At 72.5% G+C, this 13,219-nt stretch carries 8 protein-coding genes and 1 pseudogene; 3 read left to right on the forward strand and 6 right to left on the reverse strand.

What is annotated here, in order from left to right; genetic code table 11:
- Positions 1–217: 217 nt before the first annotated feature.
- Positions 218–880 (reverse strand): annotated as a pseudogene (locus ACZ4QV_RS39960) (DNA glycosylase AlkZ-like family protein); the annotation flags it as partial.
- Here ACZ4QV_RS39960 and ACZ4QV_RS39965 point away from each other — a divergent pair.
- Together ACZ4QV_RS39965 and ACZ4QV_RS39970 are read left to right on the forward strand one after the other, a co-directional pair.
- On the forward strand, positions 877–1,992 hold the full coding sequence (locus ACZ4QV_RS39965) for an FAD-dependent oxidoreductase (protein WP_361591305.1): 1,116 nt from the start codon (positions 877–879) through the stop codon (positions 1,990–1,992). The pseudogene ACZ4QV_RS39960 and the gene ACZ4QV_RS39965 sit on opposite strands and share 4 nt — an antisense overlap.
- A 414-nt stretch (positions 1,993–2,406) precedes the next feature.
- Positions 2,407–3,435, forward strand: coding sequence for a threonine aldolase family protein (locus ACZ4QV_RS39970; protein WP_361591307.1), 1,029 nt, complete (start codon positions 2,407–2,409; stop codon positions 3,433–3,435).
- Between the two features lie 249 nt (positions 3,436–3,684).
- On the opposite strand, the gene ACZ4QV_RS39975 is transcribed toward ACZ4QV_RS39970, so the two are convergent.
- Positions 3,685–4,398 carry a TetR/AcrR family transcriptional regulator gene (locus ACZ4QV_RS39975; RefSeq protein ID WP_361160543.1) on the reverse strand — a complete coding sequence of 238 codons (714 nt, stop codon included), beginning with the start codon at positions 4,396–4,398 and terminating at the stop codon, positions 3,685–3,687.
- 120 nt (positions 4,399–4,518) lie between these two features.
- Here ACZ4QV_RS39975 and ACZ4QV_RS39980 point away from each other — a divergent pair, with 120 nt between their 5' ends.
- Complete coding sequence (locus ACZ4QV_RS39980; RefSeq protein ID WP_361160546.1) at positions 4,519–6,048, forward strand: MFS transporter; 1,530 nt, start codon at positions 4,519–4,521, stop codon at positions 6,046–6,048.
- 245 nt (positions 6,049–6,293) lie between these two features.
- Here ACZ4QV_RS39980 and ACZ4QV_RS39985 read toward each other — a convergent pair whose 3' ends face one another.
- From ACZ4QV_RS39985 to ACZ4QV_RS40000, 4 genes are all read right to left on the reverse strand, one after another.
- Positions 6,294–10,163, reverse strand: coding sequence for an amino acid adenylation domain-containing protein (locus ACZ4QV_RS39985; protein ID WP_361617734.1), 3,870 nt, complete (start codon positions 10,161–10,163; stop codon positions 6,294–6,296).
- The gene (locus tag ACZ4QV_RS39990; RefSeq protein ID WP_361617737.1) at positions 10,160–11,206 is read right to left on the reverse strand and encodes a TauD/TfdA family dioxygenase; all 1,047 of its coding nucleotides are present in this window, start codon (positions 11,204–11,206) and stop codon (positions 10,160–10,162) included. Before ACZ4QV_RS39990 ends, ACZ4QV_RS39985 begins: the two co-directional genes overlap by 4 nt.
- Positions 11,203–12,249, reverse strand: a complete 1,047-nt coding sequence (locus ACZ4QV_RS39995; protein ID WP_361617740.1) for a TauD/TfdA family dioxygenase — start codon at positions 12,247–12,249, stop codon at positions 11,203–11,205. Before ACZ4QV_RS39995 ends, ACZ4QV_RS39990 begins: the two co-directional genes overlap by 4 nt.
- A 100-nt stretch (positions 12,250–12,349) precedes the next feature.
- Positions 12,350–13,171 carry a thioesterase II family protein gene (locus tag ACZ4QV_RS40000; RefSeq protein ID WP_361160557.1) on the reverse strand — a complete coding sequence of 274 codons (822 nt, stop codon included), beginning with the start codon at positions 13,169–13,171 and terminating at the stop codon, positions 12,350–12,352.
- Between the last annotated feature and the right edge of the window lie 48 nt (positions 13,172–13,219).

The raw sequence follows: 13,219 nt of genomic DNA on the forward strand, positions 1-13,219 counted from the left end.
GACCGCATGGGCGAAACCGCCCGCACCAACATCCAGCGCTACGCCACCGACGAAATCGTCCAGCGCTGGGAGGACCTCTTCACCTTCCTCCAACGCTGAACCGAAGCCCCGGCGACAGAACCTCCGCGGCAGATCGTGCGGCCAGTGGTCGCCGGGCCGTCCTGTCGCCGGGCCGTCCGGTCGTCCGGCCACGGGGGTCGTCCGATCGCTCGGTGGCTCAGTCGCCGGGCAGCAGCCGTGTCTCGACGGCCGGGAGGCCCTTGGCCCACCAGTGGTCGTAGCGGCGGTAAGGCGCGGGGTCCCGGTCGGCCAGGAAGGCCATGAGCGACCGGGCCTCCGCGGCCAGTTCCTCCCAGACCTCGTTCGGTAGGGGATGGAAGGCGGTGGCTTCGATGCCGGCGTCGGCGGGACGCCGGACCCCGGCGACGTAGCCGTCCACCAGGAGGGTGGGCAGCACGTCGCCGTTCACGCGGATCACGAGTTTGCGGTACGCGGGCGGGATGACGCGGCCGCGGTCGGCGTAGGCGAGCAGGATGCTGTCCCACATCGCCATCAGCCTGGGAGGGGCCGGGGTGTCCTCGGCGGGCCGGGGCGCGTCGGGGACGTCGTACAGCACCGTGCCGTCGGGGCCCGCCAGTTGTACGAGGTCGTCGGCGAGCGCCTGCAACGCGGCTTTGACACGGTCCCGCCGTACCAGCGAGAACTGGGCCACGTCCGCCACCGACGCCGGACCGAACCCGGCCAGGTAGCGGCGTACCAGAACCTGGAGGCCCGCCGCGGCAGCGCCGGGGTCGGTCAGCGCCGGTCGTCCGCTTGCCGCGACGTAGGACTGCCGGGTGTGGAACAGCCACGGCGCTTCGGCGGGCGCGTTACCGCGTGGGCACCGACCCCGACGGCAGCCGGGCGCTGAAGTACCTGCTGCTGCCAGAACTGTTCGACACCTTCCTCGCCACCTGCGCCCGGGCACCGAAGTATTTCAGCTTCCTCAAGGAGGACCTGAGGCCCAGCCTCACCCTCGACCTCGTCGGCAGTGACGCCCCCGTCAACAGCGAGAAGTCCGTGAGCCGGATGACTCTCCGGCAGGTGCTGCTCACCGGCATCGAGGACGACGTCCACTTCGGCAAGACCTTCACGCACTACGAGAAGGACGCCGATGGCCGTGTCACCGCGTACTTCGACGACGGGACCGACGCCACCGGCGACCTGCTCGTCGCCGCCGCCGGCTCCAACTCCCGTGTGCGTCGGCAGTACCTGCCGCACGCGCAGGTCAAGGACGCCGGCATCGTCTCCGTCACCGCCAAGGTCCCGATCATCCCGGAGACCGAGGCGCTGCTCCTGCCCGAGGTCTTCCAGGGCATCGGCCTCGTCGTCGCCCCCAGGGGGTACAGCTGCATCCTGCACACCATGGAGTTCCGCTGGGACCGTGCAGGCCGCATCAAGAGCGGCATCGGCGGCAACGACGCCGAACTCCTCACGCGGTGGCCCGGGCTACTCTTCGACAACACCCGCGACTACATCAACTGGGGCTTCCGGGCCTCGACCGGCAAGTTCCCGCCGGACGTCCTGAAGAAGTCCCCGGACGAGCTGATCGAAACCGTCCTGGACATGACGCCCGACTGGAGCCCCGACCTCCGCAAACTCTTCAGCATGGGCGACCGGCAGACCACCTTCCCGATCAACATCCGGACCTCGGTCCCGATCCCGCGCTGGAACGCCGACACCGTCACCCTCCTCGGCGACGCCGTCCACACCATGACCCCCGGCCAGGGCGTCGGCGCCAACACCTCCCTGCGCGACCATCCACAAGCCGGTCATCGGCCGGGCCGCCCTCGCCTCCATGCGCGGCTACTTCTGGGTCGCCCGCCACCTCCCCTCCGTGCGGAAGAAGATGGCGCAAGACCTCTACCCGGACCGCGGCGGCGACCGCGAGGAGTACGGCCGGCTCGTCTCCCCGGACAAGAACTGATCACCCGGCTCCGAGGAAAACAGTGAAGATCTCAGTGAAGAAGAGCGGCATGGTCAGTGCTGTGGTCGCCGCGGCCCGGCTGACCGTCGTGGCCGCGCAGTCCCGGCAGCCGCAACGACCTCGGGTGTCCGAGCGGCAGTGTGTACGCCACCGCCTGCGACTCGGAAGGCATTCGGCAGCAGTGGAATCCCCTACATGCGGTGGAATATATACATCCGACACCCGGCTCGGGTTCCAGGTGCGACCGTGGGGGAAAGTCGATGGCTGCGCCGTGGGTGCGCCGTAGCTGTTCGCGGAATGTCGAATCGAGCATTCCGGATGGGGTGGGAGTCGGGGCCGGGGCGATTCCGGTGGGGTGCGTGGAGATGTCGGTCACGTTGGATCGAAAGGATTGGTCAAAAGCCTGTGCAGGCAGCGTCGTTGTGTGTTTGGTTGCTGCCATGAATGCTACTCAGGCCATCGATCTGCGATCCGACACGGTCACCAAGCCCGACGCCGAAATGCGTGCCGCAATGGCCGCCGCGGAAGTGGGTGACGATGTTCTCGACGGGGATCCCACGATGCGGGAGCTGGAGGAACGGGCGGCTCAGCTTCTCGGTGCGGAAGCGGCTCTGTGGGTGCCGACCGGATGTATGGGCAACACCATCGCGCTGATGCTGCATCTGCAGCGGGGTGACCGTTTTCTGGTGCCTCGCGCGGCGCATGTGCTGGACAACGAACTGGGCACCGCCGCGTGGCTCGCCGGTGGGATGCCGGAGCCGTTGGCGTGGGACGCGGGGCCGGGGCGTCCGTCGCCGGAGGCCGTGACGGCGGCGGCGGGTTCCCAGGGGCCGTACTACCGGCTGCGTACGCCGCTGCTGTGTCTGGAGAACACGCACAACGCGGCGGGGGGTGCCGTCACGGCGCCGGCCGAGCATGCGCGGCTCGTCGAGGCGGCCCACGCCGCCGGGCTGAAGGTGCATCTGGACGGTGCGCGCATCTGGAACGCCGCGGCGGCCCTCGGCGTGAAACCGGCGGAGCTGACGGCCGGTGTGGACAGCGTCCAGGCGTGCCTGAGCAAGGGGCTCGGCGCTCCGGTCGGCTCGCTGGTCGCGGGCCCGCGTGACTTCGTCGACGAGGCGCGGCGGGTGCGCAAGATGCTCGGCGGCGGGGTGCGCCAGGGGGGCGTCCTGGCGGCGGCGGGGCTGGTGGCGCTGGACCGGCTGGAGCGGCTGCACGAGGATCACGAGGCCGCCCGGGAGCTGGCCGACGGCCTGGTGGAGCTCGGTCTGCGGGTGCGGGGGCCGCAGACCAACATCGTGCTGGCCGAGGTGGACGATCTCCAGAAGTGGCTGACGCGGCTGCGGGCGGCGGGGGTGCTGGCGTCGTCGATGGACGGCTGCGTACGTTTCGTGACGCACCGGGACGTGTCCCGCGCGGACATCGGCGAGGCGCTGCGGCGGACGGCCGAGGTCGCCGCCCAGGGCTGATCGGGTCGCCCGGGGTTGATCGGGGTTGATCGGGGTCGGCCGGGGTTGCTCGGGGTGCCCAGGGCTGACCGGGTCGCCCGGGGTTGATCGGGTCGCCCAGGGCTGATCAGGTCCCGGGGCCGGCCGGTGCCGCCCCGGGGTGATCACCGCACCGGACGCCCGCTGGATTTCTCCGGTTCGGCGGATTCACCGGACGCGGTGTGCCGGTGTATTGGCCTTTCCCGGCGAAAGGCCAATATGCCGCGGCGGTCACTTCTCCAGGTCGTTGCTGATTCCCGCCAGCAGCCGGTCCAGCCCGAATGCGAAGCTCTCCTCGTCGTTGGCCGTGACGAGCAGGCCGCTGAGCCGGACGAAGTGGGGGAATTTCTCGCTCGGCAGTGATTCCACGAACGAGCGCATGGTGTCGGCGTCCTCGGAGGATTCCCCGGAAGGGGCGTCGGGTCCGGTGAGCCGCTTCCGTGAGAGTTCCACCAGGACGCCGCCGATGGTGTAGTCGGCGATCAGGTTGTAGGCGTGGGCGATGGATTCCTCGGGATATCCCGTCCGCAGCAGTGCGCCGAGGGTGTATTCGACCACGCGGAGCGCGCGGGGGCCCAGCGTCGGGCGGCTCGCGGCCAGGCGCGCGGCCTCCGGGTAGCGGCTCAGCACCCGCCGCACCTCGTGCATGACCCGGCGGAGATCCTCCAGCGGCTCGCCGTCCTCCTCGGGAAGGCGCACCTCGCCGAAGATCTCGTCGAGGACGAGGTCGAACAACTGGTCCTTGGTGACCACGTGCCAGTACAGCGACGTCGCCGCGGTGCCGAGGTGGGCGGCGAGCTTGCGCATGCTCAGCTCTTCCAGCCCGTGCTGCTCCAGGTATTCCACCGCGCCGCGGACGATCTGCTCCCGGGAGAGCGGCTGCTGTCTGCGGGGCGGCTTGTCCTCCAGCCAGGCCGCGCTCACCTTGTGCTTGCCGTCCGTCACTGCGCCTCCATGGGGCCGGGGTGTGCCTTGCGTGTGCTGGTGGTGCCGGCGTGCGATCTAGAGTACAGTGCCCGAGAGTCGTACGCTGTACTAGCGATCGAACGTCGTACTGGAGGGGATATGGAACAGGGACATCCACGCCGCTGGGCGATACTGGCGGTGCTGTGCCTGGCCGTGTTCGTGGTCTCGATCGACACCACGGTGCTCAACGTCGCGCTGCCGACGATGAGCCGTGAGCTGGGGGCCGGGACCGAGGAACTCCAGTGGTTCGTGGACGCGTACACCCTGGTGCTGGCCGGCGTCCTGCTCACCGCGGGCAGCTTCTCGGACCGCTTCGGGCGCAAGAAGATGCTCGTCGTGGGCCTGGTCGTCTTCGGCATCGCCTCCGGACTGGGCGCCTTCGCGCAGGAACCGTGGCAGGTCGTCGCGGCCCGCGGACTGATGGGCGTCGGCGGGTCGTTCTTCATGCCGGGCACCCTGTCGATCCTGGTCCACGTCTTCTCCGCCGAGGAGCGCGCTTCCGCCATCGGACGCTGGGGCGCGGTCACCGCGCTCGGCATGGTGCTCGGCCCGCTGCTGGGCGGCGTGCTGCTGGAGCACTTCTGGTGGGGCGCCGTCTTCGTCCTCAACGTCCCCGTCGTCGTCCTGGCGCTCATCGGTGTCGCCTGGATCGTGCCGGAGTCCAAGGATCCCGTCGCGCGCCGGGCCGACCTCCCGGGCACCGTGCTGTCCACGGTCGGCATGGGCGGCGTCCTCTTCGGGGTCATCTCCGCGCCGACGCGCGGGTGGGGTTCGGGCGTCGTGCTCACCCCGCTCCTCGGCGGACTGGTGGTGCTGGCGCTCTTCTTCCTGCGCCAGGCGACCGCCAAGGAGCCCATGCTCGACCTGCGGCTGATGTTCTCCCGGCAGTTCCTCGGGGCCAGCGGCACCATGGCCTTCCTGATGTTCTCCCTGCTGGGCGGGGCCTTCGTGGTCACCCAGCAGCTCCAACTGGTGCTGAACTTCTCGCCGATGTCCGCGGGACTGGCCACCGTGCCGCTCGCCGCCGCCATCGTCGTCTCCTCTCCGCTGTCCCCGGCCGTCGCCAAGGCGATCGGCGCCCGGGTCACCATCGCGCTCGGCCTGGCCACCATGGCCGCGGGCCTGGGCGTGCTGGCCTTCTTCGCGCCCGGGGCCGGTTATCCGCCCACCGCCGTGGGGCTGGTACTGCTCGGCGCCGGTATGGGCCTGGCCGTGGCCCCGGTCAACGACGTCCTCATGAGCGCCGGCCCCCCGGAGAGTTCGGGACGGCTGTCCGCCATGAACGACACGGTGCAGGAACTCGGTTCGGCGTTCGGCGTCGCCGTCATCGGCAGCGTGCTGGCCCTCGCGTACGGGAACGCGCTGCCGGGTACGGTCCCGGCCGGGATGCGCCACTCCCTCGGGGAGGCGGCCGACGCGGTGCACGGCATGCCCGCCGAGCAGGGCGGCTCGCTCCTCGACGCGGCCCACCGCGCCTTCGCCCACGGCATGACCCTGTCCATGGCCGTGTGCGCGGCGACCGCCCTGCTGGGTGCCGTCATCGCCTTCCTCCTCATCCCCGGTGCCAAGAAGGCGCAGCCCGGCCACCGGACCGTCGCGGAGCCGCAAGGGGAGAGCGTGCCCGCGTGACCCACCGCCCGCCGTACGGCGGGCCCGGACACCGGCCGGTGTGCCACCCCCGTAAATCACCGCACACCGGGCCGGTACAGCCGGGTGGTGGCGTCGTAGCCCGCGCGACGACCGTGGAGGCCGCCACGGTGTCGTACCGCTCCGCCACCGCCCGGCGCTCTTCGTCCGCAGGACGGGAGCACGGCGAACGGCCGGTGGGGACGCGTCCCCACCGGCCGGACCACGCCGCCGGACGAGCGGCCCGGCTACTGCGCCGGCGCGGTCTCCGTGAGGACCGTGCCCTCGGCTTCGGCCAGTTCACGGATCGTGGCGCAGCCGAAGATGTCCCGAAGCTGGACCTCCAGCCCCCGGCTGCCGGCCGCCACCTGCACCTGGATCGCCCGGATCGAGTCCCCGCCGAGGCGGAAGAAGTCGTCCTCCACACTCACCCGGTCCAGCCGCAGCGCCTCCTGCCAGACCTCGGCCAGCACCTCCTCCGTACGGTTGCGGGGCGGCACCAGCTCCGCGGACGTCCGGTCCCGCTCGGCGGGCTCCGGCAGCGCCGCACGGTCGATCTTCCCGTTACGGGTCAGCGGGAAGGCGTCGAGCGTGACCACCGCGCCCGGTACGAGGTGCGCGGGGAGCCGCTCGGCCAGCCAGTCCCGCAGCACCACGCCGTTCACGGGCGCCTGGGTGCGGGCGTCGGCGACGACGGGGCGCGGGTCGTCGGCGTACCCGGCGCGGACCGCGTACAGGGAGTGCCGGTCGGTGCCTTCGAGGAGGCTGTCCTGCTCCGCCGTGACCGTGAAGCCCTGCTCCTCCAGGAGGGCGACGATCTCCCCGAGGCGCCCCTCGGTGGCGGTGCCCGCGCCGTCGTGCACCTCCATCACGACCTGCTGCACCAGGCCCCAGTGGCGGGCGTCGATGCCCCGCAGCACGTCCAGTTCGGCCCGCTGGACATCGATTTTGAGGAGGTCGACACGGGTGAGGCGTTCCTCGTCGACGATGTCGGAGAACCGCCGTACCCGCGTGCGCAGTTCCTCGCCGCGGAACCGGTCCGCCAGCAGCTCGTCGGCCCGGTCGAGGAGCCGGCCGCTGTCCTCCAGGCCCTGCCCCCGCTCGTTGGCCAGGTAGCGCTTGATGACCTCGACCTCGGAGTCCGAGTCGGCGTACGCGCTGACGCCGGACATCATCGAATAGCCGGGGTAGTAGGTGAACGACAGCTCGGCGTCCGCGGCCCCCAGGCCGTACGGGAAGGTCTTCGCCCGCACCCCGAACCGGGCGGTGTTGGTCCGCAGGTGCTCGTACACCGGGGCCAGTGGCTCGTAGGCGTAGAGCGAGGCGCTCGGGCACAGCTGGTGGACGAAGAGCGAGAACATGCCGATGTTGGCGCCGACGTCGACGACGACGGCGTTCTCGCGCAGGGTCACGTCCCCGCGCAGGTAGGTGCGCTGGAGGAAGATCTCGTCGTACAGGTAGCGGGTCTCGTGCGGGTTGACGCCCGCGACGCGGTCCGGGTCGAGGCCGGTCACGGCTTCGGCGACGGGCCTGGCGTAACCGGTCAGCGTGGTGCCGTCCGCGCTCTCGCGGGCCACCACCACCGCCTGCGCGACGCCCGGGTGGGTGCCGAGGACGGCCTGGATCTCGCCGGGCTCGACCCGGAAGCCGCGGACCTTCACCTGGTCGTCGGTACGGCCGAGGTAGGCGAGGGTGCCGTCGGCCAGGTACCGCACCCGGTCGCCGGTGCGGTAGACCCGCCGGGCGCCGTCCGGCAGCGCCTCGGCGGTCACGAAGCGGCGCGCGGTGGTCTCCGGGTCCCCGAGGTACCCGCGGGCCAGTTGCGGGCCCGCGACGCACAACTCGCCCGCCACACCCGGCGGTACGGGCCGCAGGTCCGCGTCGAGGACCAGGACGTCGGTGCCGGGCAGCGGCCGGCCGATGGTGGGCCGGGTGCCGCCGGTGATCTCGGCGAAGGTGGCGTCGACGGTGCACTCGGTCGGGCCGTAGACGTTGACGGCGCGCACCCCGTCGAGGCCGGCGAGGGTGTCCCACAGGGACTGGTCGACCGCCTCGCCACCGATCAGGACGGTGCCGGGCAGGGTGGCCCCGGTGCCCGCCGTGGCCGCCAGCACCGCGCGCAGGTGGGAGGGCGTGCAGTCGAACACGTCGACCCGCTGCTCGGCGAGGTGGGCCAGCAGCTCACCGCCGTGGTGGCGGATCTCGTCCGGTACGAGGCACAGCGTGTGCCCGGCGGCGAGCTGGATCAGCTGCTTGACGGAGGCGTCGAAGGTCAGCGGGGCGTTCACCGCGACCCGCAGCCCCGGACCGGCGTCGGCGTGCACCGTCGCCTTCAGCGCCCGCAACAGGTGCGCCACCGCGCGGTGTTCGACGACCACGGGGCGCGGCGCGCCGGTGGAGCCGGAGGTGAAGATGATGTACGCGGCATCGTCCGGCCGGACCTGCGGCAGCGCGGCGGGCGCCGGGGCCGCGGCGGAGGGCGGGGTGAGGATCTCGACCTCCCCGGCCAGCCCGGCCGGCACGCCGTGCCCGTCCGGGGCCACCAGCCGCCGCGCCTCGACCGCCCGCAGCAGCGACACCTGCCGTGCCGCGGGCGCCGCGATGTCCAGCGGTACGTAGACGGCCCCGGCCCGCAGCACACCGATCAGCGCGGCGACGGTGCGCCAGGAACGCTCGGCGGGCACGGCCACCGGCTCCTCGGCGGCGACGCCCGCCCCGACGAGGGCGGCGGCCACCGCGGAGGCGGCGCGGTCCAGCTCGGCGAAGGAGACCGTGCCGTCGGCGGACACCACGGCCGGTGCCGCGGCGTCGGCCGCCGCGAAGGCCGCGTCGAACGCCTCGACGAGGGTGCCGGGGGCGTCCTCCGCGAGCGTGCCGCCCCGGCTCCATCGCGCCAGGAGACCGGCCTCCTGCTCGCCGCAGACGCGCAGCGCGCGCTCGTCCTCGAACGCCGCGGGAAGGGTGGTCAGGACCGCGACGGTGCCGTCCAGCAGCCGCTGTACGGCCTCGCCGCCGTAGCGGGACGTGTCGTGGTGCAGTGCGAGGCGGATGGCCTCCGGCGCGATCTCGACACTCAGGTGGAGCGGGGACACCGGCGCCGGACCGTCCACGGTCAGGCCCGCGACGGGCAGGCCCGCCCACTCCCGTACGGCCTCCGGCTCGGACGCGGCGAACCCGGCGGCGAACTCCTCGTCCCCGGCGGGCCCGGCGTACCCGTCCGCCCCGACGGCCCGGGTGACCTGCCGCTGGACGACGTCGAGCAGCTCCTTGGGCGCCGCGGGAAGCGGCAGCGGGATGCCGACGGCGAGCCGGCCGTCCAAGGGACCCACGACGGTTTCGGTTCCGGGCGCCGAGCGGCCGTCGACGTGCAGGCCGAGCGGGAAGACGGCGTCGTCGGCCCCGGCGCCGTTACGGCCGGCCAGGGACAGCGCCCAGGCGGCCAGGGCCAGCGACCGTACCGGTACGCCCTGGATGCCGGCCCGACGGTGGAGTGCCTCGGTGGCGGCGCGGCTCAGCTCGGCACGGAGCACGTTCGGTGCCTGCGCCGGTCCGCCGTCGGAGAACGGCAGCGACAGCCGCTCGATCACCGTGCCCTGCGCGGCCTGCGCGGCCTGCGCGGTCGGCGCGCCGGCCTCGTCGGCCTGCTCCAGCAGCCACTCCGAGACATCGAGGAACTGGAGCCGGTCCGGGTCGTCGCCGAGGGTGCCGCCCTGGTAGGCGGTGGCCAGTTCGCCGAGCAGGACGCGCAGTCCGGCGGAGTCGCTGAGCAGGGCGGACGCCCGCAGTACGAGTTCCTGTCCGCCGCCGGGCAGGTCGACCAGCGCGGCGTGGAACAGCGGGCCGCCGAAGAGGTCGCAGGGGCCGGCCGGTTCGGCGTCCTCCAGCGGGACGGCGGCGTCCTCGTCGATGCCTTGCAGCGGAACCCGTACGCCGGGGTACTGGAGGAGCCGCAGGCGCAGCACTTCGTGCCGTGCGGCGACCGTCTCCAGCGCCGACCGCAGCCGGTCGCGGTCCGCCGGGGTGGTCAGGCGCAGCCGCGCGGTCAGCCGGCGGTCGCCGCCGCGCTGCCACTCCCGGAGCTGGGCGGGCGAGAGACGGTAGCCCTCGACGCTGGTCATCGGTTACCTCGATTCACATGAAGGTCGGACATGGCGACGAGAATCCGGCGGTCGCCGGTGAAGGGCTCCCGCGCGTGGGTGGCCAGGAAGTTGTCGACGACGAGGACGTCCCCCCGTTCCCACGGGAAGGACACCGCGGCCTCGCGGTAGAGGCCGCGGATCATGTCCGCGACGTCGTCCTCGATGGCGGCGCCGTCGCCGTAGTAGGCGTTGCGCGGCAGCCCTTCCGTGCCGAACTCCCCGGTGAGCGCCGCGGACACCTCAGGGGGGAGGTTGGAGACGTGGAAGAGATGGGCGTGGTTGAACCAGGCGATCTCGCCCGTTCGCGGGTGCCGGGCCGTGGCCTGGCGGACGGACCGGGTGCGCAGCCCGTCCCGGCCGGTCCAGGCGAACTCGGTACGGGAGGAACGGCAGTACGCCTCGACCTCGGCCCGGTCGGTGGTCTGGAAGACCTCCTGCCAGGGCAGGTCGAGGTCCGGGCCGTAGTTGCGGACGTAGAGGACGCCGTGCCGCTCGAACCGTTCGCGGACCTCGGCGGGAATCCTGGGCAGGACGGCCCGTTCACTGGCCACGGGTGTGGCGCCCCGGTCGGTACTGGGCAGGTCGCAGTAGAAGTACAGCCTGCTCGGCCAGTTGTGGGAGTAGGACATCTCGTGGTGGAACGGGATCCACTGGTCCTCGTTGAACTCGGTCGAGGTGAAGACCTTGTCCGCGACCTCGGTGCGGGGCGCGGCCCGCTCCAGGTAGTCCAGCAGGTCGGGCGAGATGGCCCGGGCCGCCCGTCCGAAGGCTTCCGGCCCGTCGACGGCGAAACCCCGGAAGAGGACGGCGCCGTACCGGTCGAGGTCCGCCGTCACCCGGTCGTGGTGGCCGGCGATCCACTGGTCCAGCTCCAGACCCTGGACCGCGGCGTCCACCCGCAGCAGGAACGGTTCGTCGTGCAGCGGGCGGCTGCGGACCAGTTCGGTGGCCGACCCGGCGCCGGCCCGGCGGCGCCGGGGCCCGGGGCCGGCCGCGGTGGCGGGGGCGGTCGTCGCGGTCATGCGGTTCTCCCGTTCGTGTCGAAGTCGCTGATCGGGTCGGCCATGGCGGTGAGGATGCGGCGCGGGCCCTCGAAGGGCTCCCGCGCGTGCGCGCTGAGCATGTTCTCGACGAGCAGCACGTCACCGGGCTGCCAGGCGAAGGAACGGGTCTCCGCGTCCAGCGCGGCGCGGATCTCGGCGAGGGTGCGGTCCTCGATGGGCGTCCCGTCGCCGTAGTACGTGTGGTACGGCAGGTCCTCCAGGGGGAGCGAGTCGAGCAGCCCCCGTGTCACCTCCTCGGGCAGCGAGGTCACATGGAAGAAGACCGCGTGGTTGAACCACGTGCGCTCGCCGGTCACCGGATGGGTGCGTACGGCCGGCCGTACCTGGCGGGTCCGCAGGTGGGTGTCGCCGACCCATTCGACGGTGATGCCCGCCCGGGCGCAGTAGGCGTCGACATCCGCACGCCGCTCCGTCTGGAAGGCCTCCTGCCAGGAAAGGCTGATGCCGGGCAGGTAGTTGCGCACGTAGGCGACGCCCAGCTCCTCGAACCGAGCCACGGTTTCGGGGCGCAGCCTGGCCAGCACCTTGCGGGAGTCGGCCAGGGGGGTGCGCCCGCCGCTGGTGGCGGCCAGCTCGCAGCAGAAGACGATGCGGACCGGCCAGTTGTCGGTGTACGACTGCTCGTTGTGCAGCCGGATGTGCTGGTCGGCGGGGTGCTCGGTCGAGGTGTAGACGCCGGCGGTGACCTCGCTGCGCGGTGAGGAGCGCTCACCGTAGTCCAGGACGTGCGGGGACAGGGCGTTCATCGCGGTCCGGAACGCCGCGGCCCCCGGGACGTCGAATCCGCGGAAGAGCACGGCCGCCGCGCGGTGGGCCAGTTCGTCGACGGTGCTCTTGTGGGTGGTGATCCAGGCTGCGAGGTCCAGGCCCGGGACGTTGGCGCGGACCAGCGCGGGCAGGGTGGCGCCGTTCCACTCCTTGGACACCGAGAACAGGGAACGGTCGCCGGAACGGCGCCGGACGGCCGGGCCGGGGCGGGGTGAGGCGTGCAGGTGCGTCATGGGGATCCTCCGTCGTGCGGTGGCGTGGTCGAACGTGGCGCTGGGGAGCGGGGGCCGCTCGGGTCCGGGGGCCCAGGAGACCGGGTCCGGGAGACCGGGCTCAGGAAACCGGGAGCGCGCCGCCCGGCACCGGCTCCGGGGCGAACCGCGGCAGCAGCAGCTCGATCAGCTCCCGGGTCCGGGAGGCGAGGTAGAAGTGGTCGCCGGGCAGCGTGACGAGCCGGAAGTCGTCCCCCGCCACCTCGGCCCAGGCGCGCAGTTCGCCGGCCGGGTGAGAGTGGTCCTGGTCGCCGCGCACCGCCGTGACCGGGCACTCCAGCGCGGGGGTGGCCGTCGGCTGGTAGGTCTCGATGAGCCGGTAGTCGCTGCGCATCGGCCGCAGGACGAGGTCGCGCAGTTCGCGGTGGCGGAGCACCTCCTGGCTGATGCCGCCGAACGCGGCGAGTTCCCGCAGGAATGCCTCGTCGTCCAGGAGGTGGACGGTGCCGGGGCGTTCGCGGCTGGGGGACAGCCGGCTGGAGACGACCAGGTGGTGGGGGGTACGGCCGTGTTCCTGGAGCCGGCGGGCGACCTCGTAGGCGATCGAGGCGCCCATGCTGTGGCCGAACAGGATCAGCGGCCGGTCCGCCAGGGGCGTCAGCGCCTCGGCGATCCGGTCGGCGAGCGGTCCCATCGCGCCGGCGCTCTCCTCGCCGATGCGGTCCTCGCGGCCCGGGTACTGCACCGCGAGGTGGTCGTAGGTCTCGGGCAGGAGGGCCGCCCAGCGGCGGTAGAAGCTCGCGCCGCCGCCCGCGTGCGGGAAGCAGACCAGGCGCGCCGCGGCGCGGGGGCGCTCGGGCCCGTAGCGCCGCAGCCAGTCCCGGGAGGCGGGCGGCGCGTGGGTGGACGCGGGGGAAAGTGAAGTACTCAGTGAAGTACTCATGGAACGAATTCGCCCTCCTGCGGCGAGTCGGGTGGGGTGGAGGTGGGG

It is taken from the genome of Streptomyces sp. NPDC026394, assembly GCF_055567735.1.

Bases quoted from the DNA above. Each gene is read 5' to 3' on its own strand.
- ACZ4QV_RS39970 (WP_361591307.1), top strand. From the start codon at position 2,407: ATGAATGCTACTCAGGCCATCGATCTGCGATCCGACACGGTCACCAAG.
- ACZ4QV_RS39980 (WP_361160546.1), top strand. From the start codon at position 4,519: ATGGAACAGGGACATCCACGCCGCTGGGCGATACTGGCGGTGCTGTGC.
- ACZ4QV_RS39985 (WP_361617734.1), bottom strand. From the start codon at position 10,163: ATGACCAGCGTCGAGGGCTACCGTCTCTCGCCCGCCCAGCTCCGGGAG.
- ACZ4QV_RS39990 (WP_361617737.1), bottom strand. From the start codon at position 11,206: ATGACCGCGACGACCGCCCCCGCCACCGCGGCCGGCCCCGGGCCCCGG.
- ACZ4QV_RS39995 (WP_361617740.1), bottom strand. From the start codon at position 12,249: ATGACGCACCTGCACGCCTCACCCCGCCCCGGCCCGGCCGTCCGGCGC.
- ACZ4QV_RS40000 (WP_361160557.1), bottom strand. From the start codon at position 13,171: ATGAGTACTTCACTGAGTACTTCACTTTCCCCCGCGTCCACCCACGCG.